Source organism: Streptomyces sp. Ru71 (genome assembly GCF_002920535.1).
Taxonomy (GTDB): domain Bacteria; phylum Actinomycetota; class Actinomycetes; order Streptomycetales; family Streptomycetaceae; genus Streptomyces.
Genome location: NZ_PQSS01000088.1, coordinates 1 through 24,050, shown reverse-complemented (window position 1 = coordinate 24,050; position 24,050 = coordinate 1). Strand labels below are relative to the sequence as shown.

General features: G+C 74.0%; 20 protein-coding genes. 14 read left to right on the top strand and 6 right to left on the bottom strand.

Translation table 11 applies throughout. The features are described from left to right. The first annotated feature begins 77 nt into the window (after positions 1-77). Genes C3489_RS32825 through cobI form a run of 7 tightly spaced genes read left to right on the top strand, consistent with a single transcriptional unit; the run spans position 78 to position 10,835 of the window. Positions 78-1,019 carry a cobalamin biosynthesis protein gene (locus C3489_RS32825; RefSeq protein WP_103785770.1) on the top strand — a complete coding sequence of 314 codons (942 nt, stop codon included), beginning with the start codon at positions 78-80 and terminating at the stop codon, positions 1,017-1,019. Further along, positions 1,016-2,524, top strand: a complete 1,509-nt coding sequence (locus tag C3489_RS32820) for a cobyric acid synthase (protein WP_103785769.1) — start codon at positions 1,016-1,018, stop codon at positions 2,522-2,524. Before C3489_RS32825 ends, C3489_RS32820 begins: the two co-directional genes overlap by 4 nt. Beyond that, the gene (gene cobN, locus C3489_RS32815; protein ID WP_181139934.1) at positions 2,521-6,171 is read left to right on the top strand and encodes a cobaltochelatase subunit CobN; all 3,651 of its coding nucleotides are present in this window, start codon (positions 2,521-2,523) and stop codon (positions 6,169-6,171) included. Before C3489_RS32820 ends, cobN begins: the two co-directional genes overlap by 4 nt. Next, positions 6,168-8,165 (top strand): putative cobaltochelatase, encoded by a 1,998-nt coding sequence (locus tag C3489_RS32810; protein ID WP_103785767.1) that lies wholly within the window; start codon positions 6,168-6,170, stop codon positions 8,163-8,165. The genes cobN and C3489_RS32810 overlap by 4 nt, the downstream gene beginning before the upstream one ends. Continuing rightward, on the top strand, positions 8,165-8,764 hold the full coding sequence (cobO, locus tag C3489_RS32805; protein ID WP_103785766.1) for a cob(I)yrinic acid a,c-diamide adenosyltransferase: 600 nt from the start codon (positions 8,165-8,167) through the stop codon (positions 8,762-8,764). The genes C3489_RS32810 and cobO overlap by 1 nt, the downstream gene beginning before the upstream one ends. After that, on the top strand, positions 8,764-10,107 hold the full coding sequence (locus C3489_RS32800; RefSeq protein ID WP_181139933.1) for a cobyrinate a,c-diamide synthase: 1,344 nt from the start codon (positions 8,764-8,766) through the stop codon (positions 10,105-10,107). Before cobO ends, C3489_RS32800 begins: the two co-directional genes overlap by 1 nt. After that, positions 10,104-10,835 carry a precorrin-2 C(20)-methyltransferase gene (cobI, locus tag C3489_RS32795; protein WP_103785777.1) on the top strand — a complete coding sequence of 244 codons (732 nt, stop codon included), beginning with the start codon at positions 10,104-10,106 and terminating at the stop codon, positions 10,833-10,835. Before C3489_RS32800 ends, cobI begins: the two co-directional genes overlap by 4 nt. Before the next feature lie 11 nt (positions 10,836-10,846). Here the strand turns inward: cobI and C3489_RS32790 are convergent, their stop codons facing one another. Continuing rightward, on the bottom strand, positions 10,847-11,575 hold the full coding sequence (locus C3489_RS32790) for a ZIP family metal transporter (protein WP_103785764.1): 729 nt from the start codon (positions 11,573-11,575) through the stop codon (positions 10,847-10,849). 91 nt (positions 11,576-11,666) lie between these two features. On the opposite strand from C3489_RS32790, the gene cobM reads away from it, so the two are divergent. The 6 genes from cobM to cobC are packed head-to-tail and all read left to right on the top strand — an operon-like array spanning position 11,667 to position 17,945. Beyond that, the gene (gene cobM, locus C3489_RS32785; protein ID WP_103785763.1) at positions 11,667-12,485 is read left to right on the top strand and encodes a precorrin-4 C(11)-methyltransferase; all 819 of its coding nucleotides are present in this window, start codon (positions 11,667-11,669) and stop codon (positions 12,483-12,485) included. After that, positions 12,482-13,717 (top strand): precorrin-6y C5,15-methyltransferase (decarboxylating) subunit CbiE, encoded by a 1,236-nt coding sequence (cbiE, locus tag C3489_RS32780; protein WP_103785762.1) that lies wholly within the window; start codon positions 12,482-12,484, stop codon positions 13,715-13,717. The genes cobM and cbiE overlap by 4 nt, the downstream gene beginning before the upstream one ends. Continuing rightward, positions 13,714-15,417, top strand: coding sequence for a precorrin-3B C(17)-methyltransferase (gene cobJ / locus C3489_RS32775; protein WP_103785761.1), 1,704 nt, complete (start codon positions 13,714-13,716; stop codon positions 15,415-15,417). Before cbiE ends, cobJ begins: the two co-directional genes overlap by 4 nt. Beyond that, positions 15,414-16,001 (top strand): precorrin-8X methylmutase, encoded by a 588-nt coding sequence (locus C3489_RS32770; protein ID WP_103785760.1) that lies wholly within the window; start codon positions 15,414-15,416, stop codon positions 15,999-16,001. The genes cobJ and C3489_RS32770 overlap by 4 nt, the downstream gene beginning before the upstream one ends. Next, on the top strand, positions 15,998-16,912 hold the full coding sequence (locus tag C3489_RS32765; protein WP_103785759.1) for a sirohydrochlorin chelatase: 915 nt from the start codon (positions 15,998-16,000) through the stop codon (positions 16,910-16,912). Before C3489_RS32770 ends, C3489_RS32765 begins: the two co-directional genes overlap by 4 nt. Next, complete coding sequence (cobC, locus tag C3489_RS32760) at positions 16,902-17,945, top strand: Rv2231c family pyridoxal phosphate-dependent protein CobC (RefSeq protein ID WP_103785758.1); 1,044 nt, start codon at positions 16,902-16,904, stop codon at positions 17,943-17,945. Before C3489_RS32765 ends, cobC begins: the two co-directional genes overlap by 11 nt. Before the next feature lie 3 nt (positions 17,946-17,948). Here cobC and C3489_RS32755 read toward each other — a convergent pair whose 3' ends face one another. The 5 genes from C3489_RS32755 to C3489_RS32735 form a co-directional block, all read right to left on the bottom strand. Next, positions 17,949-18,863: an SCO1860 family LAETG-anchored protein gene (locus tag C3489_RS32755; RefSeq protein ID WP_103785757.1), complete on the bottom strand. Its 915-nt coding sequence runs from the start codon at positions 18,861-18,863 to the stop codon at positions 17,949-17,951. Positions 18,864-19,005: 142 nt separating this feature from the next. After that, positions 19,006-20,097 (bottom strand): amidohydrolase family protein, encoded by a 1,092-nt coding sequence (locus tag C3489_RS32750; protein ID WP_103785756.1) that lies wholly within the window; start codon positions 20,095-20,097, stop codon positions 19,006-19,008. 21 nt (positions 20,098-20,118) lie between these two features. Continuing rightward, on the bottom strand, positions 20,119-20,910 hold the full coding sequence (locus C3489_RS32745) for an amino acid ABC transporter ATP-binding protein (RefSeq protein ID WP_103785755.1): 792 nt from the start codon (positions 20,908-20,910) through the stop codon (positions 20,119-20,121). Continuing rightward, complete coding sequence (locus C3489_RS32740; RefSeq protein WP_103785754.1) at positions 20,907-21,740, bottom strand: amino acid ABC transporter permease; 834 nt, start codon at positions 21,738-21,740, stop codon at positions 20,907-20,909. Before C3489_RS32740 ends, C3489_RS32745 begins: the two co-directional genes overlap by 4 nt. After that, entirely contained in the window at positions 21,737-22,588 is an 852-nt protein-coding gene (locus tag C3489_RS32735) for a transporter substrate-binding domain-containing protein (protein WP_103785753.1), read from the bottom strand. Before C3489_RS32735 ends, C3489_RS32740 begins: the two co-directional genes overlap by 4 nt. A 226-nt stretch (positions 22,589-22,814) precedes the next feature. Between C3489_RS32735 and C3489_RS32730 the strand changes: the two genes are divergently transcribed. After that, positions 22,815-23,915 (top strand): alanine--glyoxylate aminotransferase family protein, encoded by a 1,101-nt coding sequence (locus C3489_RS32730; RefSeq protein WP_103785752.1) that lies wholly within the window; start codon positions 22,815-22,817, stop codon positions 23,913-23,915. The last annotated feature ends 135 nt before the right edge of the window (positions 23,916-24,050 follow it).

Here is a 24,050-nt window from a genome sequence, read left to right as displayed (position 1 = left end):
GACGCCATGCGCGGCTGCCGGTTGAGGACCAGCGTCACCTGCGGGACTCCTCTCGCCCCCACGGTCGGCTGAGCCCCGTGCGAGCCGAACGTGTCTTCGCGTACGGCGCCGCCGCCGGCCTCCTCGGTGACCATCTCCTCGGTGACCCGCGCCGCGGGCACCCGGTCGCCGTGTTCGGACGGGCCGCGGGCGCCGTCGAGCGCACCCTGTGGCACGACCACCGTGCCTGGGGCGCCCTGCACACCGCCGTCTGCGCCGGCGGCGCCGTCGCCCTCGGGGCCGTCGCCGCGAGGGCCGCACGCCGCTCCCCCGCCGCCTCCCTCGCGCTGACCGCCGCCGCCACCTGGTCCGTGGTCGGCGGGACTTCGCTGGCCCGGGAGGCCCGCGCCATCGGGCGCGCGCTGGAGGCCGGCGACGTCGAGGCCGCCCGGGCCCGGCTGCCGCATCTGTGCGGGCGCGACCCGCAGGCCCTCGACGCCGACGGGATCGCCCGGGCCGTGGTCGAGTCGGTCGCCGAGAACACCTCCGACGCCGTCGTCGGCGCGCTGGTGTGGGGAGCCGTGGGCGGCGTGCCCGGGCTGCTGGGCTTCCGGGCGGTCAACACCCTCGACGCGATGGTCGGTCACAAGTCGCCCCGCCTGCGGCGCTTCGGCTGGGCCTCCGCCCGCCTCGACGACGTGGCCGGCTGGCCGGGGGCCCGGCTGACCGCCGTACTCGCCGCGCTCGCCGGGCCCGACCCGCGGGGTGCCGTACGGGCGTGGCGGGCGGACGCGGCGAAGCACCCGAGCCCCAACGCGGGTCCCGTGGAGGCCTCGTTCGCGGGCGCGCTCGGTGTGCGCCTGGGCGGAACCCTGTCCTACGGGGGGCGCGTGGAACACCGGCCCGTGCTCAACGCGCGGGGCCGCTCCGTCGGGACCCGCGACATCGGCCGGGCGGTACGGCTGTCCCGGCGGGTGAGCTGGCTGGCGCTCGGCGTGTGCGCGGGCGCACGCCTCATCGGGAAGGGACGTGATCGATGAACGGCGGTCTCCTCGTCGCCGGCACCACCTCCGACGCAGGCAAGAGCGTCGTCACCGCCGGCATCTGCCGGTGGCTGGTGCGGCAGGGGGTGAAGGTCGCGCCCTTCAAGGCGCAGAACATGTCCCTCAACTCCTTCGTCACCCGCGAGGGCGCCGAGATCGGGCGGGCGCAGGCCATGCAGGCCCAGGCCTGCCGGATCGAGCCGACCGCGCAGATGAACCCCGTGCTGCTCAAGCCCGGCGGCGAGCAGAGCAGCCAAGTGGTGCTGCTGGGCAAGCCGGTGGGCGAGCTGAGCGCGCGCGGCTATCACGGCGGACGCCAGCAGAAGCTGCTCGGCACGGTCCTGGAGTGCCTGGCCGAGTTGCGGGGCACGTATGACGCGGTGATCTGCGAGGGGGCGGGCTCGCCGGCCGAGATCAATCTGCGCCGGACCGACATCGTGAACATGGGCATCGCGCGGGGGGCGCGGCTGCCCGTGCTCGTCGTCGGCGACATCGACCGCGGGGGCGTCTTCGCGTCCTTCTTCGGGACCGTCGCGCTGCTGTCGCCCGAGGACCAGGAGCTGGTCGCCGGGTTCCTGGTGAACAAGTTCCGCGGCGACGTGTCGCTGCTGGAGCCGGGGCTCGACATGCTCCACGGCCTGACCGGGCGGCGCACCTACGGCGTGCTGCCCTTCCGGCACGGGCTCGGCATCGACGAGGAGGACGGCCTCAGGGTGTCCCTGCGGGGCACCGTCCGCGAGTCGGCCGTCTCCCCGCCCGTCGGCGAGGACGTGCTGCGGGTCGCCGTGTGCGCGATCCCGCTGATGTCCAACTTCACCGACGTGGACGCGCTCGCCGCCGAACCGGGTGTCGTGGTGCGGTTCGTGGACCGCCCGGAGGAGCTGGCGGACGCCGACCTCGTGGTGGTCCCGGGCACGCGCGGCACCGTGCGGGCCCTTGAGTGGCTGCGGGAACGGGGGCTGGCCGACGCGCTGCGCCGCAGGGCCGCCGAACACCGCCCGATCCTCGGCATCTGCGGCGGCTTCCAGGTGCTCGGCGAGCACATCGAGGACGAGGTCGAATCCCGCGCCGGAGAGGTCGACGGGCTCGGCATCCTGCCCGTCCGCGTGCGGTTCGCCCGTGAGAAGACCCTGACCCGGCCGGCCGGGGAAGCCCTCGGCGAGCGGGTCGACGGCTACGAGATCCACCACGGGGTGGCCACCGTCGAGGGCGGCGAACCCTTCCTGGACGGCTGCCGGGTCGGCCAGACCTGGGGCACCCACTGGCACGGCTCACTGGAGTCGGACGGCTTCCGCCGCGCCTTCCTGCGCGAGGTGGCCGCCGCCGCGGGCCGCCGCTTCGTGCCCGCGCCGGACACCTCCTTCGCCGCGCTGCGCGAGGAGCAGCTCGACCGGCTCGGCGACCTGATCGAACAGCACGCGGACACGGACGCGCTGTGGCGGCTCATCGAGTCCGGCGTGCCACAAGGACTGCCTTTCATTCCACCGGGAGCGCCCGCATGAGCACAGTGTTGTTGTTGTCGACCGCCGACACGGATCTGCTGGCGGCCCGGGCGTCCGGTGCGGACTACCGCATCGGCAACCCGACCCGCGTGGACGTCGCCGAGGAGCTGCCGCGCCTGCTGCAGGGCGCGGACCTCGCCGTCGTACGGCTGCTGGGCGGCAAGCGGGCCTGGGAGGAGGGGCTGGCAGCGCTCAAGGCGTCCGGCATTCCCACCGTGCTGCTGGGCGGAGAGGCCGTGCCGGACGCGGAGCTGATGGCCGAGTCGAGCGTGCCGGCCGGTGTGGTCGCGGAGGCGCTGAAGTACCTGGTCGAGGGCGGCCCCGCGAACCTGCTGGAGCTGTCCCGGTTCCTGTCGGACACCGTGCTGCTGACCGGTGAGGGCTTCGACGAACCGCGCAAGATGCCCGAGTACGGCGTGCACGGCTCGTACGCCCTGAAGGACGGCCGCCCGACCGTCGGCGTGCTCTTCTACCGCGCCCACGAACTGAGCGGCAACACCGCCTTCGTGGACACCCTGTGCGAGGCGATCGAGGCGCAGGGCGCCAACGCGCTGCCCGTCTACTGCGGTTCGCTGCGCGGCGCGGACCCCGGGCTGTACGAACTCCTCGCGCGCGCCGACGCGCTGGTCGCCACCGTGCTCGCGGCCGGCGGCACGCACGCCTCGCAGGCGTCGGCGGGCGGCGACGAGGAGTCCTGGGACGTCGGCGCGCTCGCCGACCTGAACGTGCCCGTGCTGCAGGGGCTGTGCCTGACCTCGTCCAGGAGCGCCTGGGACGAGTCGGACGCGGCCCTGTCCCCCATGGACGCGGCGATGCAGGTCGCGATCCCGGAGTTCGACGGCCGGCTCGTCACCGTGCCGTTCTCCTTCAAGGAGCAGGGCCCGGACGAGGTCCCGGTGTACGTCGCCGACCCGGAGCGGGCCGCGCGCGTGGCCGGTATCGCGGTGCGGCACGCCCGGCTGAAGCACAAGCCGAACGCCGAGAAGAAGGTCGCGCTCGTCTTCACCGCCTACCCGACCAAGCACTCGCGGGTCGGCAACGCGGTCGGCCTGGACACGCCCGCGTCGGCGGTGCGGGTGCTGGACGCGCTCCGGGACGCCGGGTACGGCGTGAGCGAGTACCCCTCCGGCGGTGACGAGCTGATCCACCGGCTGATCGAGGCCGGCGGCCACGACGTCGAGTGGCTCACCGAGGAGCAGCTGGCCGCCGCGCCCGCGCGGGTTCCGCTGACGGACTACCGGGCGTGGTTCGACAAGCTGGACCCGGAGCTGCGCGACGCCATGCTTCAGGCGTGGGGCGAGCCGCCGGGCTCCCTGTACGTCGACGGCGACGACATCGTGCTGGCGTCCCTGCAGTTCGGGAACGTCGTCGTGATGATCCAGCCGCCGCGCGGCTTCGGGGAGAACCCGATCGCGATCTACCACGACCCCGACATGCCGCCGTCCCACCACTACATGGCGGCCTACCGCTGGCTGGACAACAGCTTCGGCGCCGACGCCATCGTGCACATGGGCAAGCACGGCACGATGGAGTGGCTGCCGGGCAAGGGCCTCGGCCTCGGCAAGGGCTGCGCGCCGGACGCCGTGCTCGGCGACCTGCCGCTGATCTACCCGTTCATCGTCAACGACCCCGGCGAGGGCACCCAGGCCAAGCGGCGCGGGCACGCCACGGTCGTCGACCACCTCGTACCGCCCATGGCGCGCGCCGACACCTACGGCGATCTGGCGAAGCTGGAGCAGCTGCTCGACGAGTACGCGCTGGTCTCCGACCTCGACCCGGCGAAGGCGCCGGCCGTGCGGGCGCAGATCTGGACGCTGGTGAAGGCGGCCGAGCTGCACCACGACCTGCATGTGGACGAGCAGCCGGACGACGAGGAGTTCGACGAGTTCGTCATGCACATCGACGGCTATCTGTGCGAGATCAAGGACGTGCAGATCCGCGACGGTCTGCACATCCTGGGCGGCGGCCCGGTCGGCGAGCCGCGCGTGAACCTGGTGCTGGCCGTGCTGCGCGCCTCGCAGGTGTGGGGCGGCCAGGCCAACGCGCTGCCGGGCCTGCGGTCCGCGCTGGCCGCGCACTTCGGGCTGGTCGAGAAGGAGCTGCTGGCCGAGCCGGGCGCCCCGGTGAAGGTGCCGGTGGAGCTGACGGACCTGGTGGAGGGTCCGGCGCGCACCGCGTCCGACGCGATCGATCTGCTGGAGCAGCTGTGCCGGCGGATCGCGGAGGGCATGGAGGAGCGCGGCTGGGACGTCTCGCAGAGCGGGGCGCTCGTCGGGGACGTCCTCGGCACCGAACTGCCCGACGCCGTCGCCGTGCTGGAGTTCGCGTGCACGGAGGTCGTGCCGCGGCTCGCCCGCACCACGGACGAGATCGGTCACATCCTCAAGGCGCTGGACGGCGGTTACGTCCCGGCGGGGCCGTCCGGCTCCCCCACTCGTGGCCTGGTCAACGTGCTGCCGACCGGCCGGAACTTCTACTCGGTCGACCCCAAGGCGATCCCGTCGCGGCTGAGCTGGGAGGTCGGGCAGTCGCTGGCCGACTCCCTGGTGCAGCGGTACCTGCAGGACACGGGTGAGTACCCGAAGTCCGTGGGCCTCACGGTCTGGGGCACGTCCGCGATGCGCACCCAGGGCGACGACATCGCCGAGATCCTGGCGCTGCTGGGCTGCCGTCCCGTCTGGGACGACGCCTCGCGCCGGGTGACCGGCTTCGAGGTGGTCTCCCTTGAGGAGCTGGGCCGGCCGCGCATCGACGTCACGGTGCGCATCTCCGGGTTCTTCCGGGACGCGTTCCCGCACGTCGTGGGTCTGATCGACGACGCGGTGCGCACGGTGGCCGAGCTGGAGGAGCCGGCCGAGAGCAACTACGTCAAGGCGCACGCCGACGAGGACACCGCCGAGCACGGCGACCGGCGCCGGGCCACGGCCCGCGTCTTCGGCTCCAAGCCGGGTGCGTACGGCGCCGGTCTGCTGCCGCTGATCGACGCCCGCAACTGGCGCTCCGACGCGGACCTCGCCGAGGTGTACGCGGTGTGGGGCGGCTACGCCTACGGGCGCGGGCTCGACGGGCGCGCGGCGCGCGGGGACATGGAGACGGCGTTCAAGCGGATCGCGGTCGCCGCGAAGAACGTCGACACCCGCGAGCACGACCTGGTCGACGCCGACGACTACTTCCAGTACCACGGCGGCATGGTCGCCATGGTCCGCCATCTGACCGGTGCCAACCCCGAGGCGTACGTGGGTGATTCGGCGACGCCGGACCAGGTCAAGACCCGCACGCTCGGCGAGGAGACCCACCGCGTCTTCCGCGCCCGCGTGGTCAACCCGCGCTGGATGGCCGCCATGCGCCGGCACGGCTACAAGGGCGCCTTCGAGATGGCGGCGACCGTGGACTACCTGTTCGGCTACGACGCCACGGCCGGCGTGGTCGACGACTGGATGTACGAGAAGCTCAGCGCCGAGTACGTCTTCGACCCGGAGAACCGGGACTTCATGAAGAAGTCCAACCCGTGGGCGCTGCGCGGCATCACCGAGCGCCTGCTGGAGGCGGCGGACCGTGGCCTGTGGGCGGAGCCGGACGCGGAGACGCTGGAGCGGCTGCGCGCCACCTACCTGGAGCTGGAAGGCGACTTGGAGGGCGACCAGTGACCACCCCGTTCCCTTTCACGGCCGTAGTCGGCCAGGACGACCTGCGGCTGGCGCTGCTGCTGAACGCCGTGTCCCCGGCGGTCGGCGGGGTGCTGGTGCGCGGCGAGAAGGGCACCGCGAAGTCGACGGCGGTGCGCGCGCTGTCGGCGCTGCTGCCCGAGGTCGACGTCGTCGCCGGGTGCCGGTTCTCCTGTGACCCGGCCTCCCCCGACCCGGCGTGCCCGGACGGGCCGCACGAGCCGGGGCCCGGCGCCCGGCGGCCCGCCCGCATGGTCGAGCTGCCCGTCGGTGCCTCCGAGGACCGGCTGGTCGGCGCCCTGGACATCGAGCGGGCGCTGGCGGAGGGCGTGAAGGCGTTCGAGCCGGGCCTGCTGGCCGACGCCCATCGCGGCATCCTCTACGTCGACGAGGTCAACCTGCTCCACGACCACCTGGTCGATCTGCTGCTGGACGCGGCGGCGATGGGGGCCTCGTACGTGGAGCGCGAGGGTGTCTCGGTGCGGCACGCCGCGCGTTTCCTGCTGGTGGGCACCATGAACCCGGAGGAGGGCGAGCTGCGGCCGCAGCTGCTCGACCGGTTCGGGCTGACGGTGGAGGTCGCCGCCTCCCGCGAGCCCGACCAGCGGGTGGAGGTCGTCAAGCGGCGCCTGGCCTACGACGCCGACCCGGCCGCCTTCGCGGCGCGCTGGGCGGAGGAGGAGGCCGCCGTACGGCAGCGGATCGCGGCGGCGCGGGCGCTGCTGCCGCAGGTGCGCCTGGGCGACGGGGCGCTGCGGCAGATCGCGGCGACCTGCGCGGCGTTCGAGGTGGACGGCATGCGCGCCGACATCGTGATGGCCCGTACCGCGACCGCGCTGGCCGCCTGGGCCGGGCGGACCGACGTGCTCGCCGAGGATGTGCGGCAGGCGGCGCTGCTGGCGCTGCCGCACCGGCGCCGTCGCAACCCCTTCGACGCGCCCGGCCTCGACGAGGACAAGCTCGACCAGACGCTGGAGGAGTTCTCCGGCGAGTCCCCCGACGACGACCCGGACCCGGACCCGGACGGTCCCGGCGGCGGCGGTGGGCGGCCGGCACCGGACGCCGGTCCGCAGGGCGGGGACACCGGGGCGCGGCCCGAGGAGGGCGACGGCGGGCAGCCGCAGCCGTCCGGCGCTCGGGAGCAGCCGGCCGCGCGTGCCTCGGAGCCCTTTCGCACCAAGGTGCTGAGCGTCCCCGGCATCGGCGAGGGCGCCGCCGGGCGGCGTTCGCGGGCGCGCACCGAGCAGGGGCGCACCACCGGCGCGCGCCGGCCGCAGGGGGCGCTGACCAAGCTGCACCTGGCGGCGACCGTGCACGCGGCGGCCCCGCACCAGCGGGCGCGCGGCCGGTCGGGGCCGGGTCTGGTGATCCGCCGGGACGATCTGCGGCAGGCGGCCCGGGAGGGGCGTGAGGGCAACCTCGTGCTGTTCGTGGTGGACGCCTCCGGGTCGATGGCGGCGCGGCAGCGGATGAGCGCCGTCAAGGGCGCCGTGCTGTCGCTGCTGCTGGACGCCTACCAGCGGCGGGACAAGGTGGGTCTGGTGACCTTCCGGGGTTCCGGCGCCGACGTGGCGCTGCCGCCGACCTCGTCCGTGGACGCCGCCGCCGCGCGGCTGGAGTCGCTGCCGACGGGCGGGCGTACGCCGCTGGCGGCCGGGCTGCTCAGGGCGCACGAGGTGCTGCGGGTGGAGCGGCTGCGGGACCCGGCGCGCAGGGCGCTGGTCGTGGTCGTGACGGACGGGCGGGCGACGGGCGGCCCGGAGCCGGTGGCGACGGCGTCCCGGGCGGCGCGGCTGTTCGCGGCCGACTCGGTCGCCTCGGTGGTCGTGGACTGCGAGTCGGGGCCGGTGCGGCTGGGGCTCGCCGGGCAGCTCGCCGTCGACCTGGGCGGTACGGCGGTGACGCTGGACGAGCTGCGGGCGGACTCGATCGCCGGACTGGTGAAGGACGTACAGGGCAACAGGAGGGCCGCGTAATGCCGCAGGGACAGCCGAGTGTCATCCCGGACGACGGCCTGACGACCCGTCAGCGCCGGAACCGGCCGCTGGTCGTCGTGCACACCGGCATCGGCAAGGGCAAGTCGACGGCCGCCTTCGGGCTGGCGCTGCGCGCCTGGAACCAGGGCTGGCCGATCGGGGTGTTCCAGTTCGTCAAGTCGGCGAAGTGGAAGGTCGGCGAGGAGAACGCGCTGCGCGTGCTCGGCGCCTCCGGCGAGGGCGGCACCGTCGACTGGCACAAGATGGGCGAGGGCTGGTCCTGGGTCCAGCGCGACGCCCAGATGGACAACGAGGAGAAGGCCCGCGAGGGCTGGGAGCAGGTCAAGCGGGACCTGGCCGCCGAGACGTACCGGCTGTACGTGCTGGACGAGTTCGCGTACCCCATGCACTGGGGGTGGGTCGACACCGACGAGGTGATCTCCGTGCTGCGGGACCGGCCGGGTACGCAGCATGTCGTCATCACCGGGCGGAACGCGCCCGAGAAGCTGGTGGACTTCGCCGACCTGGTCACCGACATGTCCAAGGTCAAGCATCCGATGGACACCGGGCAGAAGGGCCAGAGGGGCATCGAGTGGTGATGTCCGTTCCCCGGCTGGTCATTGCCGCGCCCTCCTCGGGCAGCGGCAAGACCACCGTCGCCACGGGGCTGATGGCCGCGTTCGCCGCGCGGGGGCTTTCGGTGTCCCCGCACAAGGTGGGCCCGGACTACATCGACCCCGGCTACCACGCGCTCGCCACCGGGCGGCCGGGCCGCAACCTCGACGCGTACCTGTGCGGGCCGGAGCTGGTCGCTCCGCTGTTCCTGCACGGGGCGTCGGGCTGCGACCTGGCCGTGGTGGAGGGCGTGATGGGGCTGTACGACGGTGCCGCCGGGGAGGGCGAGCTGGCGTCCACCGCGCAGGTCGCGAAGCTGCTGCGGGCGCCGGTGGTGCTGGTCGTGGACGCCTCGTCGCAGTCGCGGTCGGTGGCGGCGCTGGTGCACGGGTTCGCGTCCTGGGACCCGGAGGTGCGGGTCGCGGGCGTGATCCTGAACAAGGTGGGCTCCGACCGGCACGAGTCGCTTCTGCGGGAGGCGCTGGATGCGGCCGGGGTGCCGGTGCTGGGCGTGCTGCGGCGGGCGCCGCAGGTCGACACGCCGTCGCGGCATCTGGGGCTGGTGCCGGTCGCGGAGCGGCGTTCGGCCGCGGTGGAGGCCGTGGCGGCGATGGGGGCACAGGTCGCCGACGGGTGCGATCTGGAGGCGCTGCTCGCGTTGGCTCGGGGCGCCGGGGCGCTGACGGACGAGCCGTGGGAGGCACCCGTCACCGCCGTGAAGGAGCGGCCGGTGGTCGCCGTCGCCGGCGGGGAGGCGTTCACCTTCTCCTACGCCGAGCACGCCGAGTTGCTCTCCGCCGCCGGGGCCGAGGTCGTCGTCTTCGATCCGCTGCGGGACGAGCGACTGCCCGACGGTACGCGCGGGTTGGTCATCGGTGGCGGGTTCCCCGAGGTGTACGCCGCCGAGCTGGCCGGCAACGAGCCGTTGCGCAAGGCCGTCGCCGAGCTCGCCCTGAGCGGCGCTCCCGTCGCCGCCGAGTGCGCCGGGCTGCTGTACCTGTGCCGGGAGCTGGACGGGCAGCCGATGTGCGGGGTGCTGGACGCCACCGCCCGGATGACCGGGCGGCTCACCCTCGGCTACCGGGACGCCGTGGCCGTCGGCGACAGTGTCCTCGCGCCGGCCGGGACGCGGATGCGGGGGCACGAGTTCCACCGCACGGTCGTCGAGCCCGGCGCCGGCGCGGCTCCCGCCTGGGGGGTCCGCACCCCCGTGAGGCGGGTCGAAGGTTTCGTACAGGGCGGTGTGCACGCGAGCTATCTGCACACCCACTGGGCGTCCGAGCCCGGTGTCGCCCGTCGGTTCGTGGAGAGGTGCCGGACGTCATGAGCAGCAGGCTGATCGGGGTCGGAGTCGGTCCGGGCGATCCGGAGCTGGTGACCGTCAAGGGCGTGAACGCGCTGCGCGGCGCCGATGTCGTCGTCGTCCCGGTGATGGACACCGGGGAGCGCGGGCGGGCCGAGGCGACCGTGCTGCACTACGTGGAGCAGGAGAAGGTCGTCCGGGTCGTGTTCGCGCTGAACGAGCGCACCGACCGGGCCCGCCGGGAGGCGGCCTGGGACGCGGCCGGGGAGCGGGTCGCCGCGCTGCTGCGGGAGCACGGCACGGTGGCCTTCGCGACGATCGGCGACCCCAACGTCTACTCGACCTTCACCTACCTCGCGCAGACGATCGCCGCCCTGGTGCCCGGCACGGTCGTGGAGACGGTGCCCGGCATCACCGCGATGCAGGACCTGGCGGCCCGCTCGGGCGCGGTGCTGACCGAGGGCACCGAGCCGCTGACGCTGGTGCCGGTGACCGCCGGTTCGGCGGTGCTCAAGGACGCCCTGAACGGGCCCGGCACGGTCGTGGCGTACAAGTTCGGGCGGCAGGCGGCCGAGGTGGCCGAGGCGCTGCGGGAGACCGGGCGGCTCGGTGACGCGGTGTGGGGTTCGGCGCTGGGCCTGCCGGAGGAGTCGATCCGGCCGGCCGCCGACCTGGACGGGGCGGCGCTGCCGTATCTGTCGACGCTGATCGCGCCCGCGCGGCGGGACGGCGGCCGGGGCGGCAAGCTGTGAGACGCACGCCGTCATCCGCTGAAGCCCACGACCAGCCAGATGAACGCGGCCCCCGCCACCGTGCACAGCACCGTGGAGCGGGCCGGGTGCTCGTGGTGGGCCTCGGGCAGGATCTCGGCGGCGGCGAGGTAGAGCAGCACACCGCCGAACAGGCCGAGATAGCCGCCGAGGACGCCCTCCGGGACGGTCAGGAACGCCGAGGCGGCCGCTCCGGCGACGGGGGCGACGGCGTCCGCGAACAGCATCGCGTAGGCCTTGCGGCGGGCGTTGCCGTACAGGCTGGTCAGCGTGAAGGTGTTGAAGCCGTCCGCGAAGTCGTGGGCGATGACGGCGAGCGCGACGGCCGTGCCCATGCCGCCGCCGACCTGGAAGGACGCGCCGATCGCCACGCCGTCCATCAGGCTGTGGCCGACCATCGCGGCGGCGGCCGTCAGGCCCACCTCGGGCGCGCGGTGGTTGTGCTCGTCCCCTCCGTGGGAGGCGCGGCGGGCGGCCAGGGTGCGTTCGACGAGGTGGGCCAGCAGGAAGCCGGCCACGAACAGCAGCAGCGCCGCCGGGACGCCGTGGATTTCGGTGCCGGCCGCCCTCAGGGCCTCCGGCAGCAGGTCCAGGCCGACCACACCGAGCATCAGCCCGCCCGCCAGGCCCAGCACCAGGTGGCGGCGGTCGGTCACACGCTGTGCCGTCCAACCGCCGGCCAGCGTCATCAGGAACGCGCCGAACGCCACGAAGACCGCCATAGGCCCTTGCTATCCGATGCACCGGCGTGCGCGCACGTCCGACAGCCCCTGACGCACCGACTTACCGACCTGTAGGAGAGGACCGATTCCCATGGCCGATGCCCCCACCGGCAAGGTGACCTTCGTCGGTGCCGGCCCCGGCGCCGCCGATCTGCTGACGTTCCGTGCCGCGCGCGCCATCGCCGAGGCCGACGTCGTGATCTGGGCGGCGAGCCTGGTCCAGGCGGAGGTCCTCGAACACGCCCGCGAGGACGCGGAGATCCTGGACTCGGCGACGATGTCGCTGGAGGACGTGGTCGCCGTGTACCGACGTGCGTTCGACGAGGGACTGAAGGTGGCGCGGATCCACTCCGGCGACCCGGCCCTGTGGGGCGGCACGCAGGAGCAGCTGGACCGCTGCCAGGAGATCGGCATCGCCACCGAGATCGTGCCGGGCGTGTCGTCGTTCTCGGCGGTGGCGGCGCTGGCGCAGCGGGAGCTGACGATCCCGGAGGTGGCGCAGTCGGTGGTGCTGACCCGGCTGGGCGGCGGCAAGACGCCGATGCCGCCGGGTGAGGAGGTCCGCGAGTTCGCCAAGCACGGCACCACGATGGCGGTGTTCCTGTCGGCGGCGCGCAGCGGGCAGCTGGTGCGGGAGCTGCTGGAGGGCGGTTACCCGACGGACACCCCGGTCGTCGTCGCCTACCAGGCGACCTGGCCGGAGGAGCTGGTCGTGAAGTGCACGATCGGCACGCTGGAGGAGACCGTCAAGGAGCACAAGCTCTGGAAGCACACGCTCTTCCTGGTCGGCCCGGCGCTCGACGCGCACGGCACCCGCTCGCACCTGTACCACCCGGGCCACTTCCACGGCTACCGCAAGGCCGACCCGGAGGCCCGCAGGGCGCTGCGCGAACGGGGTGCGAGCACGTGATCACGGTCGTGGGCGCGGGGACGGGCGAGCCGGTCGGCGCGCATGTCCTCGCGGGCGCGGAGCTGGTCGTCGGCGGGCGGCGGCATCTGGACGCGGCCGCGGTGCCGGAGACGGCCGAGCAGGTCGTGCTCGGACCGCTGGCCCCGGCGCTGGACACGATCGAGGAGTACGTCCGCAAGGAGCGGCCGGTGGTCGTGCTGGCCTCCGGTGACCCGGGGTTCTTCGGGATCGTGCGGGTGCTGGCGGAGCGGTTCGGCGCGGACCGGCTGGACGTGCGGCCCGGGGTGTCGTCCGTGGCGACGGCGTTCGCGCGGCTCGGGCTCACCTGGGAGGACGCCGTGGTGGTCAGCGCGCACGGACGTGACCCGCGTACGGCCGTCAACGTCTGCCGGGCGCACCCGAAGGTGGCGGTGCTGACCGGTCCCGGCGCGGGCCCCGCCGAGCTCGGTGCCGCGCTGCGGTCGTACGACCGCACCCTCGTCGTGGCGACCGCGCTGGGCTCGGCGGACGAGCGGCTGGAGCGGGTGACGCCCGCCGAGGCCGCGGGCCGCGACTGGGGTACGGCGGTCAGCGTCGTCGTCAGCCTGGACGAGCGGCGGGCGCCGGGCGCCGTACGGACGCTGGCCGGGCGGGGTGCCGGGCCTGCGGGCTGGGCGCTTCCGGAGGAGGACTTCGCGCACCGCGACTCGATGATCACCAAGTTCGAGGTGCGGGCGCTGGCGCTGGCCCGGCTGGGGCCGCGCCCCGGCGACCTGGTGTGGGACGTCGGCGCCGGTTCCGGTTCGGTGGCCGTGGAGTGCGCGCGGCTCGGGGCCGCCGTCACCGCGGTGGAGAAGGCCCCGGACGGTGTCGAGCGGATCCGCGCCAACGCGGCCGCGCACGGCGTCGATGTGCACGTGGTGCACGGGGCGGCGCCGGCCGCGCTGTCCGATCTGGACGCGCCCGACGCGGTGTTCGTCGGGGGCGGCGGGCGGGAGCTGCCCGCCGTCGTCACGGCGTGCGCGCGGCGTGCCCGGCGGACCGTGGTGGTCGCCCTGGCCGCCCTGGACCGGGTGCCGGCGGCGCGGGCCGCGCTGGCGGACGCCGGGTTCGACGTCGACGGCGTGCTGCTGCAGTCGTCGCGGCTGGCGCCGCTGCCGGGGGACGTGACCCGGCTCGCGGCGGCCAACCCCGTTTTCCTGCTGTGGGGCGTGCGGCCCCCGGCTTCTGCTGACGAAGGAGATACCCAGTGATCGGCCTCATTTCCGCCACCGCGGCGGGGGCGGCGGCGCGGGACCGGCTGGCCGCGGCGTGGCCGGAGCGCACCCGCGTGTACGACGGCGGTGTCGCGGACGCCGTGCGGCGCGCGTTCGCGGAGTGCGAGCAGCTGGTGTGCTTCCTGGCGACCGGCGCGACCGTCCGGCTGGTCGCGCCGCTGCTGGGCGACAAGACGACCGACCCGGGCGTGGTGTGCGTCGACGAGGGCGGGCGGTTCGCGGTGCCGGTGCTCGGCGGGCACGGCGGCGGGGCCAACGAACTCGCCGCCGAGGTCGCCGAGGTGCTGGGCGCGGTGCCGGTGGTGACGACGGCGACGGACGCCGTCGGGCTGGCCGGCCTGGACACCCTGGGCCTGCCCGTCGAGGGCGCCGTCGCGGCCGTGTCGCGGGCGCTGCTGGACGGGGAACCGGTCGGACTGGAGGCGGAGGTGGCGTGGCCGCTGCCGCCGCTGCCGGTCGCCGAGGCGGGCGGCGCGTACACGATCCGCGTCACCGACCGGGCGATCACCGCCGGGGAGCGCGAGGTGCTGCTGCGGCCGCCGACGCTGGTGGCCGGCGTGGGTGCGTCCAAGGGTGCCCCGGTGGACGAGGTGCTGGCGCTGGTCGAGACCGCGCTGGCGGAGGCGGGACTGTCGGTGCGGTCGCTCGCCGAGCTGGCCACGGTGGACGCCAAGGCCGGCGAGCCCGGCATCGTCGAGGCCGCCGAACGGCTCGGCGTGCCGCTGGTGACGTACCCGGCCGAGGAGCTGGCCGCGGTGGAGGTGCCGAACCCGTCCGACGCGCCGCTCACGGCCGTCGGCACCCCGTCCGTGGCCGAGGCCGCCGCGCTCGCCCGGGGCGGTGAACTCCTCGTCCCCAAGCGGAAGTCCGAGCGTGCGGACGGCTCCCCCGCCATGGCGACCTGTGCCGTCGTACGGCGTCCGGGGCGCGGGCGGCTCGCGGTGGTCGGCCTCGGGCCGGGCGCCCGGGACTTGCTCACGCCGCGCGCCAAGGCCGAACTGCGCCGCGCCTCCGTCCTGGTGGGTCTCGACCAGTACGTCGACCAGATCCGCGATCTGCTGCGCCCCGGCACCCGGGTCCTGGAGTCGGGGCTGGGCGCCGAGGAGGAGCGGGCCCGCACGGCGGTCGCCGAGGCCCGGCGCGGGCAGGCGGTCGCGCTGATCGGCAGCGGTGACGCCGGGGTGTACGCGATGGCCTCGCCCGCGCTCGCGGAGGCCTCCGACGACATCGACGTGATCGGTGTGCCCGGCGTGACCGCCGCGCTCGCGGCCGGGGCGATCCTGGGTGCGCCGCTGGGCCACGACCATGTGTCGATCTCGCTGTCCGACCTGCACACGCCGTGGGAGGTCATCGAGCGGCGGGTGCGGGCGGCGGCCGAGGCGGACCTGGTGGTCACCTTCTACAACCCGCGCTCCCGGGGCCGCGACTGGCAGCTGCCCAAGGCGCTGGCGATCCTCGCCGAGCACCGCGAGCCGGCCACGCCCGTCGGCGTCGTACGCAACGCCTCGCGGTCGGACGAGGCGGCCCGGGTGACGACGCTCGGCGATCTCGACCCGGCGACGGTCGACATGATGACGGTCGTGACCGTGGGCAACACCGCGACCCGGAACATCGCGGGCCGCATGGTGACCCCGCGCGGCTACCGCTGGCAGACCACCCAGGAGGAGGCCCGGTGAACCGCGTCGTCCACCCCATCGAGCAGGAGTCCTACCGGCGGCTGCGGGCCCGGCTGGACACCTCGCACTTCCCGCCGCTGACCCGGGCCGTGGTGGAGCGGGTCATCCACTCCGCCGCCGACCTGGAGTACGCGAGCGATCTCGTCATGGACGAGGACGACCTGGTGAAGGCGCACGCCGCGCTGCACGCCGGTGCGCCGGTCGTCGTCGACGTCGAGATGGTCGGGGCCGGCATCACCCGCCGGGAGACCGTGTGCCGGCTCAAGGACGCCGTGGCCGGCCCCGGACTGACCCGTTCGGCGCACGGCATCCGGCTCGCCTACGAGCAGGTCGGGCCCGGCGCCCTGTGGGTGATCGGCAACGCGCCGACCGCGCTGGAGGAGCTGCTGACGCTGGACGCCGCCCCGGCGCTCGTCATCGGTCTGCCCGTCGGTTTCGTCGGGGCCGTCGAGTCCAAGGCCGCGCTGCGCGAGAGCGGGCTGCCCGCCGTGAGCAACGTGTCCGAGAAGGGCGGGTCGGCGGTCGCCTCCGCCGCGCTCAACGCCCTGCTGTACCACCCCCTTTCCACCGAGGAGAACGCGTGACCACCCCGCCCGCCCTGCTCATCGCCGGCCACGGCACCCGGGACGACGCCGGAGCCGAGGCGTTCCGCGACTTCGTCCGCGAGCTGGGCCGCCGCCACCCCGAACTGCCCGTCGCGGGCGGCTTCATCGAGCTGTCCCCGCCGCCGCTCGGCGAGGCCGTGACCGAGCTGGTGGAGCGCGGGGTGCGCCGCTTCGCCGCGGTCCCGCTGATGCTGGTGTCCGCCGGGCACGCCAAGGGCGACATCCCGGCGGCGCTGGCCCGCGAGAAGGAGCGGCACCCGGGCATCACGTACACCTACGGCCGTCCGCTGGGCCCGCACCCGTCGCTGCTGAACGTGCTGGAGCGGCGCCTGGAGCAGGTGCTGGACGGCGTGGACCGCTCCGAGGTGACCGTGCTGCTGGTCGGGCGCGGCTCCACCGACCCCGACGCCAACGCCGAGGTGTTCAAGGCGGCCCGGCTGCTGTGGGAGGGACGCGGATACGCCGCCGTGGAGACCGCGTTCGTGTCGCTGGCGGCGCCGGACGTGCCGAGCGGTCTTGAGCGGTGCGCCAAGCTCGGGGCGCGGCGGATCGTGGTGCTGCCGTACTTCCTGTTCACCGGCATCCTGCCGGACCGGGTGCGGCAGCAGACCGAGGAGTGGGCCGCCGCGCACCCCGAGCTGGACGTGCGGTCGGCGGACGTCATCGGGCCCGAGCCGGAGCTGCTGGACCTGGTGATGGAGCGCTACGAGGAGGCCGTCAAGGGCGACCTGCGGATGAACTGCGACTCGTGCGTGTACCGGATCGCGCTGCCGGGGTTCGAGGACAAGGTGGGACTGCCGCAGCAGCCGCACTTCCACCCGGACGACGACGGCCATCACCACCACGGGCCTGGCCACGGCCACGGGCACACGCACTCCCATGCGCACTGACGGGCACGATCTGCGGCACCACGGCGACGCCGAGGTGCGCGACGACGGGTCCGAGCTGGTCGACCTCGCGGTGAACGTCCGCGCGGACACGCCGCCGGCCTGGCTGCGGGAGCGGATCGCGGACTCGCTGGCCGGCCTCGCCGCCTACCCGGACGGGCGGGCCGCGCGGGCGGCGGTGGCGGCGCGGCACGGGCTGCCGGTCGAGCGGGTGCTGCTGACGGCCGGGGCGGCGGAGGCGTTCGTGCTGCTGGCGCGGGCGCTGAAGGTGCGGCAACCGGTCGTGGTGCACCCGCAGTTCACGGAGCCGGAGGCGGCGCTGCGGGACGCGGGGCACACCGTGGACCGGGTGCTGCTGCGGGAGTCGGACGGCTTCCGGCTCGATCCGGAGGCGGTGCCCGAGGACGCGGACCTGGTGGTGGTCGGCAATCCGACGAACCCCACGTCGGTGCTGCACCCGGCCGCGCGGATCGTCTCGCTGGCCCGCCCGGGGCGGACGCTGGTGGTCGACGAGGCGTTCATGGACGCGGTGCCGGGTGAGCGGGAATCGCTGGCGGGGCGGACGGACGTGCCGGGCCTGGTGGTGCTGCGCAGCCTGACCAAGACCTGGGGCCTGGCCGGACTGCGCATCGGCTACGTCCTCGCCGCCCCCGAGACGATCGCCGAACTGGAACGGGCCCAGCCGCTGTGGCCGGTGTCCACCCCGGCGCTGGCCGCGGCCGAGGCGTGCGTGCGGCCGGCGGCGCTGGCGGAGGCGTCCCGGGCGGCGGAGTCGATCGCGGCGGACCGCGCCCACCTCATCGACGGGTTGCAGCGTCTGGGCGTGCGCGTGGTGACCCCGGCCGAGGGACCGTTCGTGGCCATCCGGCTGCCGGGTGCCGCCGTCGTACGCCGGCGCCTGCGGGCCCTGGGGTACGCCGTCCGGCGCGGGGACACCTTCCCGGGGCTCGGGGAGGACTGGCTCCGCCTGGCCGTGCGGGACCGGGCGACGACGGACGGCTTCCTCCAGGCACTGGCGTCGGCGCTGACGCCGTAGGGATCAGCCCCGGCGGCGGGCCAGCGCCACCGCTCCCGCGCCCGCCGCCAGCAGGATCACGGAGCCGCCCGCGATGTACGGGGTCAGGGAGTTGCCGCCGGTCTCGGCGAGGTCGGCCTGGGCCGGTGCGCCCTGCGGCTGGACGTCCGGGGCCGGGTCGGCGGCGGCCGGTTTCGGCGCGGGCGCGGCCGGGCTGGGGGCCTGGCAGGTCGCCTTCGCCAGGGTCACCGTGCCGTTCACCTCCGCCACGTTGAGCTTCAGCGGGTTGACGGACACCTTGAGTTCCAGGGCCGTCGCCGCCGCCGTGCGGGAGGTCGTCTCCCTCTGGGACAGGTCCAGGCGGACCTCGCCCACGCCCGGCACCTTCACCTCGCTCGTGCCGCCCGCCGTGAGCGTGACGCGCTTGCCGAGGACCGTCACCGCGCCCAGCACGTTCGACGTGGCAACCGGGGCCTTCCCGGCCTCGCAGGTCGCCTTCGACGTGACGTCCTCGACCTCGATCAGCGACAGCAGCGGCAGGCCGGGCACGTGCAGGCGGGCGTGGGCGAGCCGGGTCGTCCCCTCCGCCTTCCCGCCCGTGACCGTCGCCTTCGCGGTGGCCACGTCGGCGCTCAGCACGCTGAACGGGTTGCCGCCGTTCACTCCGTCCAGCCGGATGGACAGCGCGGTCTTCTGCGCGCTGCGGGGCGCCTCGACCTCGTTGAGGGAGACCGCGAGCGGGACGTTCACGGTCTTGTCGAGCAGGGACACGTCGAGGCCGGTGCGCAGGACGACGGCGCTCGCCCGGCCCTGGTCGCCGGTGGCGTGGGCCGGTCCGGCGCCCGCGAGGACCACGGGAGCCGCGGCCAGGGTCGTGGCGGCCGCGACGGCGGTCAGGCGTCGGCGGCGTGCGGGCATGCGGAAGGTGTTGCCGTTCAAGGGTGGGACCCCCAGAGAAGGAACGCTTCGGGACCCCGCAAGGATTACGGCTCGAACGCCCAACGGTCAGCGGAGAGTGGGCACTTCACTCCAAAGGGTGTTCGTCGTGCACGCCTTCGAATCCCGCGTCCCAGCAGAACGCTCAGCTCACCACCGTCCCGTTCACCACGACCCGGCGCGGGGAGACCAGCACGCGCACGTCCGCGCGCGGGTCGCTGTCGTACACCACCAGGTCGGCCGGTGCGCCCTCCTCCAGACCGGGGCGGCCCAGCCAGGCGCGGGCGCCCCAGGTCGTCGCGGAGAGCGCCTCGATCGGCGGGATGCCGGCCGTCACCAGCTCGGCCACCTCCGCGCCGACCAGGCCGTGCGGGAGGGAGCCGCCGGCGTCGGTGCCGACGTACACCGGGATGCCGGCGTCGTAGGCCGCGCGCACGGTGTCGTAACGGCGCTCGTGCAGCCGGCGCATATGGTCCGACCAGCGCGGGAACCTGCTCTCGCCGCCGGCCGCCAGCTGCGGGAAGGTGGCGATGTTGACCAGTGTCGGGACGATGGCCACGCCGCGCTCGGCGAACAGCGGGATGGTCTCCTCGGTCAGGCCGGTCGCGTGCTCGACGCAGTCGATCCCGGCTTCCACCAGGTCACGCAGCGAGTCCTCGGCGAAGCAGTGGGCGGTGACACGGGCGCCCAGGCGGTGGGCCTCGGCGATGGCCGCCTGCACGGCCTCGCGGGGCCAGCAGGCGGACAGGTCGCCGAGGTCGCGGTCGATCCAGTCGCCGACGAGCTTGACCCAGCCGTCGCCGCGCCGGGCCTCCTGCGCGACGTAGGCGACGAGGTCGTCGGGTTCGATCTCCCAGGCGTAGTTGCGGATGTAGCGGCGGGTGCGGGCGATGTGCCGGCCCGCACGGATGATCTTCGGCAGGTCGTCCCGGTCGTCGATCCAGCGGGTATCGGACGGCGAACCGGCGTCGCGCAGCAGCAGGGCGCCTGCGTCGCGGTCGGTGAGGGCCTGCTTCTCGGCCGTCTCCGGCTCCACCGGGCCGTGCGCGTCCAGGCCGACGTGGCAGTGCGCGTCGACCAGGCCGGGCAGCGCCCAGCCCTCGACCGTGCGCACGTCACGGGCGCCGGCCGGGCGGTCGTAGGAGATCCGCCCGCCGACCACCCACAGTTCGTCCCGGACGTCGTCGGGTCCGACGAGGATCCGGCCCTTCACATGCAGCACCGCGCCATCGCTCATGCACGGCACTGTAATCAGCAGCTACTCGCTCTTGCCCACCTGGTCGGAGGTCTCCTCCTCCACCTCGGCCATCGCCGGGTCGAGGAGGCGGGAGAGGAAGTGGCGGGTGCGCTCGTGGCGCGGCTGGGTGATGACCTGCTCGGGGCTGCCGTCCTCGACGATCACGCCGCCGTCCATGAAGACGACCCGGTCGGCCACCTCGCGGGCGAAGGTCATCTCATGGGTGACGACCATCATCGTCATGCCGTCCCGGGCGAGCATCCGCATGACCGCGAGGACGTCGCCGACCAGCTCCGGGTCGAGCGCGGAGGTCGGCTCGTCGAACAGCATCACCTCGGGACCCATCGCCAGCGCCCGCGCGATGGCGACGCGCTGCTGCTGGCCGCCGGAGAGGGAGGACGGGTAGGCGTCGGCCTTCTCCGACAGGCCGACGCGCTCCAGGTTCTCCGCGGCCACCTTCGCGGCGCTCGCCTTGTCCCGCCGCAGCACCCTGCGCTGCGGCAGGGTGAGGTTCTCGGTCACCGTCAGGTGCGGGAAGAGGTTGAACTGCTGGAACACCATGCCGATACGGCGGCGTACGGCGTCGATGTCGACGTCCGGGTCGGTGACCTCGGCGCCGCCGACGAAGACCTGGCCCTTGCTCGGTTCCTCCAGCAGGTTCACGCAGCGCAGCAGCGTGGACTTGCCGGAGCCGGAGGGGCCGATGACGCAGACGACCTCGCCCTGGCCGATCTCCAGGTCGATACCGCGCAGCACCTCGTTGTCCCCGAAGGACTTGTGCAGGTCCCTGATCTCGATCTCGGGTCGGCTCACTTGACGGCCTCCTGGGCCTTGGCCTCCATGCGGCGCACGACGAAGCCCAGCGGGATCGTGATCAGCAAGTAGCACAGGCCGGCCACCAGGATCGGGGTGGAGTTGGCGGTGGTGCTGGCGAGGTCGCGGCCGTACTTGGACAGGTCGCGCTCCTCCAGGGTGACACCGAGGAAGAGGACGAGGGAGGAGTCCTTGAACAGCAGGACGAGCTCGTTGGTCAGCGGCGGCAGGATGATCCGGAACGCCTGCGGGATGATCACGGAGATCATGGCCCGGGCGGGCGAGAAGCCCAGCGAGCGGGCGGCCTCCATCTGGCCCTTGGGCACGGCCTGGATGCCGGCGCGGATCGTCTCCGCCATGTAGGCGGCGGCGACCAGGCCGAGCGCGATGGCGACCTTGCCGTAGGTGCCGCCGACGATCTCGGTGCCGGGGAAGGCGAGCGGCACAGCCACGCCGATGAAGATGAAGATCAGCAGGGCGGGCAGGCCGCGGAAGATCTCGATGTAGATGCCGGCCAGCCAGCGGTAGGGGCCGACGGACGACAGCCGCATCAGCGCGATCACCATGCCGAGCGCGAGTCCGACGACGAAGCCGGACACCGTGTACAGCACGGTGTTCTTCAGCGCGAGCGTGATGACGTCCGGGAACATCTGCCGCGCGATGTCCTTCTGCGCGAACTGGTTCTGCAGCCGCCCCCAGTCCGCCGTGACCGCGAGCGCGATCACGGCGGCGACGAAGACGGCGTACTGCACGCCACGGGACACACTGCGCTTCTGACGCCGGGTCAGGCCCTTCTTGCGCGGCTGGACTTCGGTGTCCGTCGCGGTCATGAGGCGGCGGGCGAGGCGGCGGAGGCGTCGTAGGGGCCGATCCACTGCTCGTACAGCTTCTTGTACGTGCCGTCGGCCTTGGCCTTGGCGATCGCCTTGTTGATGGCCTCGCGCAGCTTGGTGTTGCCCTTCTTCACCGTGAAGCCGTACTGCTCGCCGGTGTTGAGGTTGTCGACGACCTTGAACTTGTCGGCGTTGGCCTTGTCCTTCAGCCAGCCCTGGACGACCGGGTAGTCGATGATGACGGCCTTGACCTGGCCGGTGCGCAGGCCGTTGAGGACGGCGTCGGAGGACTCGAAGGAGACCGGGTCGAAGCCCTTGCTCTTGGCGTAGTCCTCGCCGGTGGTCTGCGCCTGGGCGCCGAGCTTGACGTTCTTGGCCTTGACGTCGGCCAGCGAGTTCACGCCGCTGCTCTTGTCGACCAGGACGGCCTGGGTGGCGTCGAAGTACGGGTCGGAGAAGTCGACGTTCTTCTTGCGCTCCTCGGTGATGGTCATGCCGGCCGCGGCCAGGTCGCACTTGCCGGCGTTGAGGAAGGCGCCGGTCTTGAAGTTCTCGAACGGGGTGTCGAGGATCTGCTGCTTCACGCCGAGGTCCTTGGCGACCAGGTCGATCAGCGAGACGTCGAAGCCCTGCACCTTGCCGTCGATCTCCGACTGGAACGGCGGGTAGGGAAGGTGGGTGCACGTGGTGAGCTGCCCCGCCTTCACGACCTCGACCCCGCCGGCGGCGGTCTTGGAGCCGCTGCCGCCGTCGTTGGTGGAGGTGCACGCGGCCACGAGCATCAGCCCGGCCGTCGCGGTGGTGGCGGCCAGAACGCGGGTCCGGCGCCCGAGGAGCGTGTTCACGGGGGAGCCTCCTGTGTTGGAACTGAGAGTTCCGATTATAAGGAGAGGTTTGGGCCTCTCAAATCAAACCGATGGTTACAGGGCGGTCTCACCTTAGAAAGACGCCCCGGGCAAGGGGGACCAACCCGCCCAAGGCGCCGCGAAGGAAGGCGCTCTGGGGGTGACGGTTACCCTCGACATGGCCCTACCCCGCCAGTCGTACCCGTGAAGTGAAGAGAGCACCGCCGTGACCCACCCCTTCCTGGACCTCGCCCCGCTGAGCGCCGCCCGCTTCGCCTCCATCGAGGACCGGGTGGCCCGGCTGCTCTCCACCGAGCAGAACGTGCTGATCATGCAGGGTGAGGCGCTGCTGCCGCTGGAGGGGGCGATCCGGGCGGCCGCCGGGCCGGGCACCACCGCGCTGAACGTGATCACGGGTCCGTACGGGCAGACCTTCGGCAACTGGCTGCGGGACTGCGGGGCGAAGGTGATCGACCTGGCGGTGCCGTTCCACACGGCGGTGAGCGCCGAGCAGATCCGGCAGGCCCTCGCCGAGCACCCGGAGATCGACTTCGTGTCGCTGGTGCACGCGGAGGCGGCGACCGGCAACACCAACCCGGTGGCCGAGATCGGCCCGGTGGTGCGGGAGCACGGCGCGCTGTTCTACCTGGACGCGGTGGCCTCGGTCGGCGCGGAGCCGGTGCTCGTGGACGCGTGGGGTGTCGACCTGTGCGTGATCGGCGCGCAGAAGGCGATGGGCGGTCCCGCCGGGGTGTCGGCGGTGTCGGTGAGCGAGCGGGCGTGGGCGCGGATGGCGGCCAACCCGGGGGCGCCGCGCCGGTCCTACCTCTCCCTGCTGGACTGGAAGGAGCGCTGGATCGACGGCGGCCGCAAGGCGCTGCCGCACGCGCCGGCGCAGCTGGAGATGCTGGCGCTGGAGGCGTGCCTGGACCGTATCGAGGCGGACGGCCTGGACGCCGTGATGGCCCGGCACGCCCGTGCGGCGGCGGCCACGCGCGCGGGTGCGGTGGCGCTGGGCGCGGGCCTTGAGCCGTACGTGTACGAGGCGGCGGAGGCGGCACCGGTCGCCACGACCCTGCGGGCCCCGGCCGGGGTGGACGCCGCCGAGCTGGTCGCCCACGCCCTGGCGAGCGACCCGGCGCTGCCGCTGGCCGCGGGCGGGGGCGCGCTGGCCAAGGAGATGATCCGCGTCAACCACTACGGCCCGGACGCGACCCCGGGCACGGTACGCGCGTCCCTGACGGCCCTGGGCACGGCCCTGACGGAGAAGGGCCTGCCGACGGACATCCAGCCGGCCCTGCGGGCGGCGGACGAGGCCTGGCGCTAGCTCGCCGCCGCCGCGGCCGGCCGACACCGGCGCCGGCGCCGACGCCGGTGACATAGGGGCCGCGGGCCGGGCCGGAGGGTGACCGCGCGAACGCCGACCCGCCCGTCCCACGCGGGCCGGACCCGACGGCCGCAC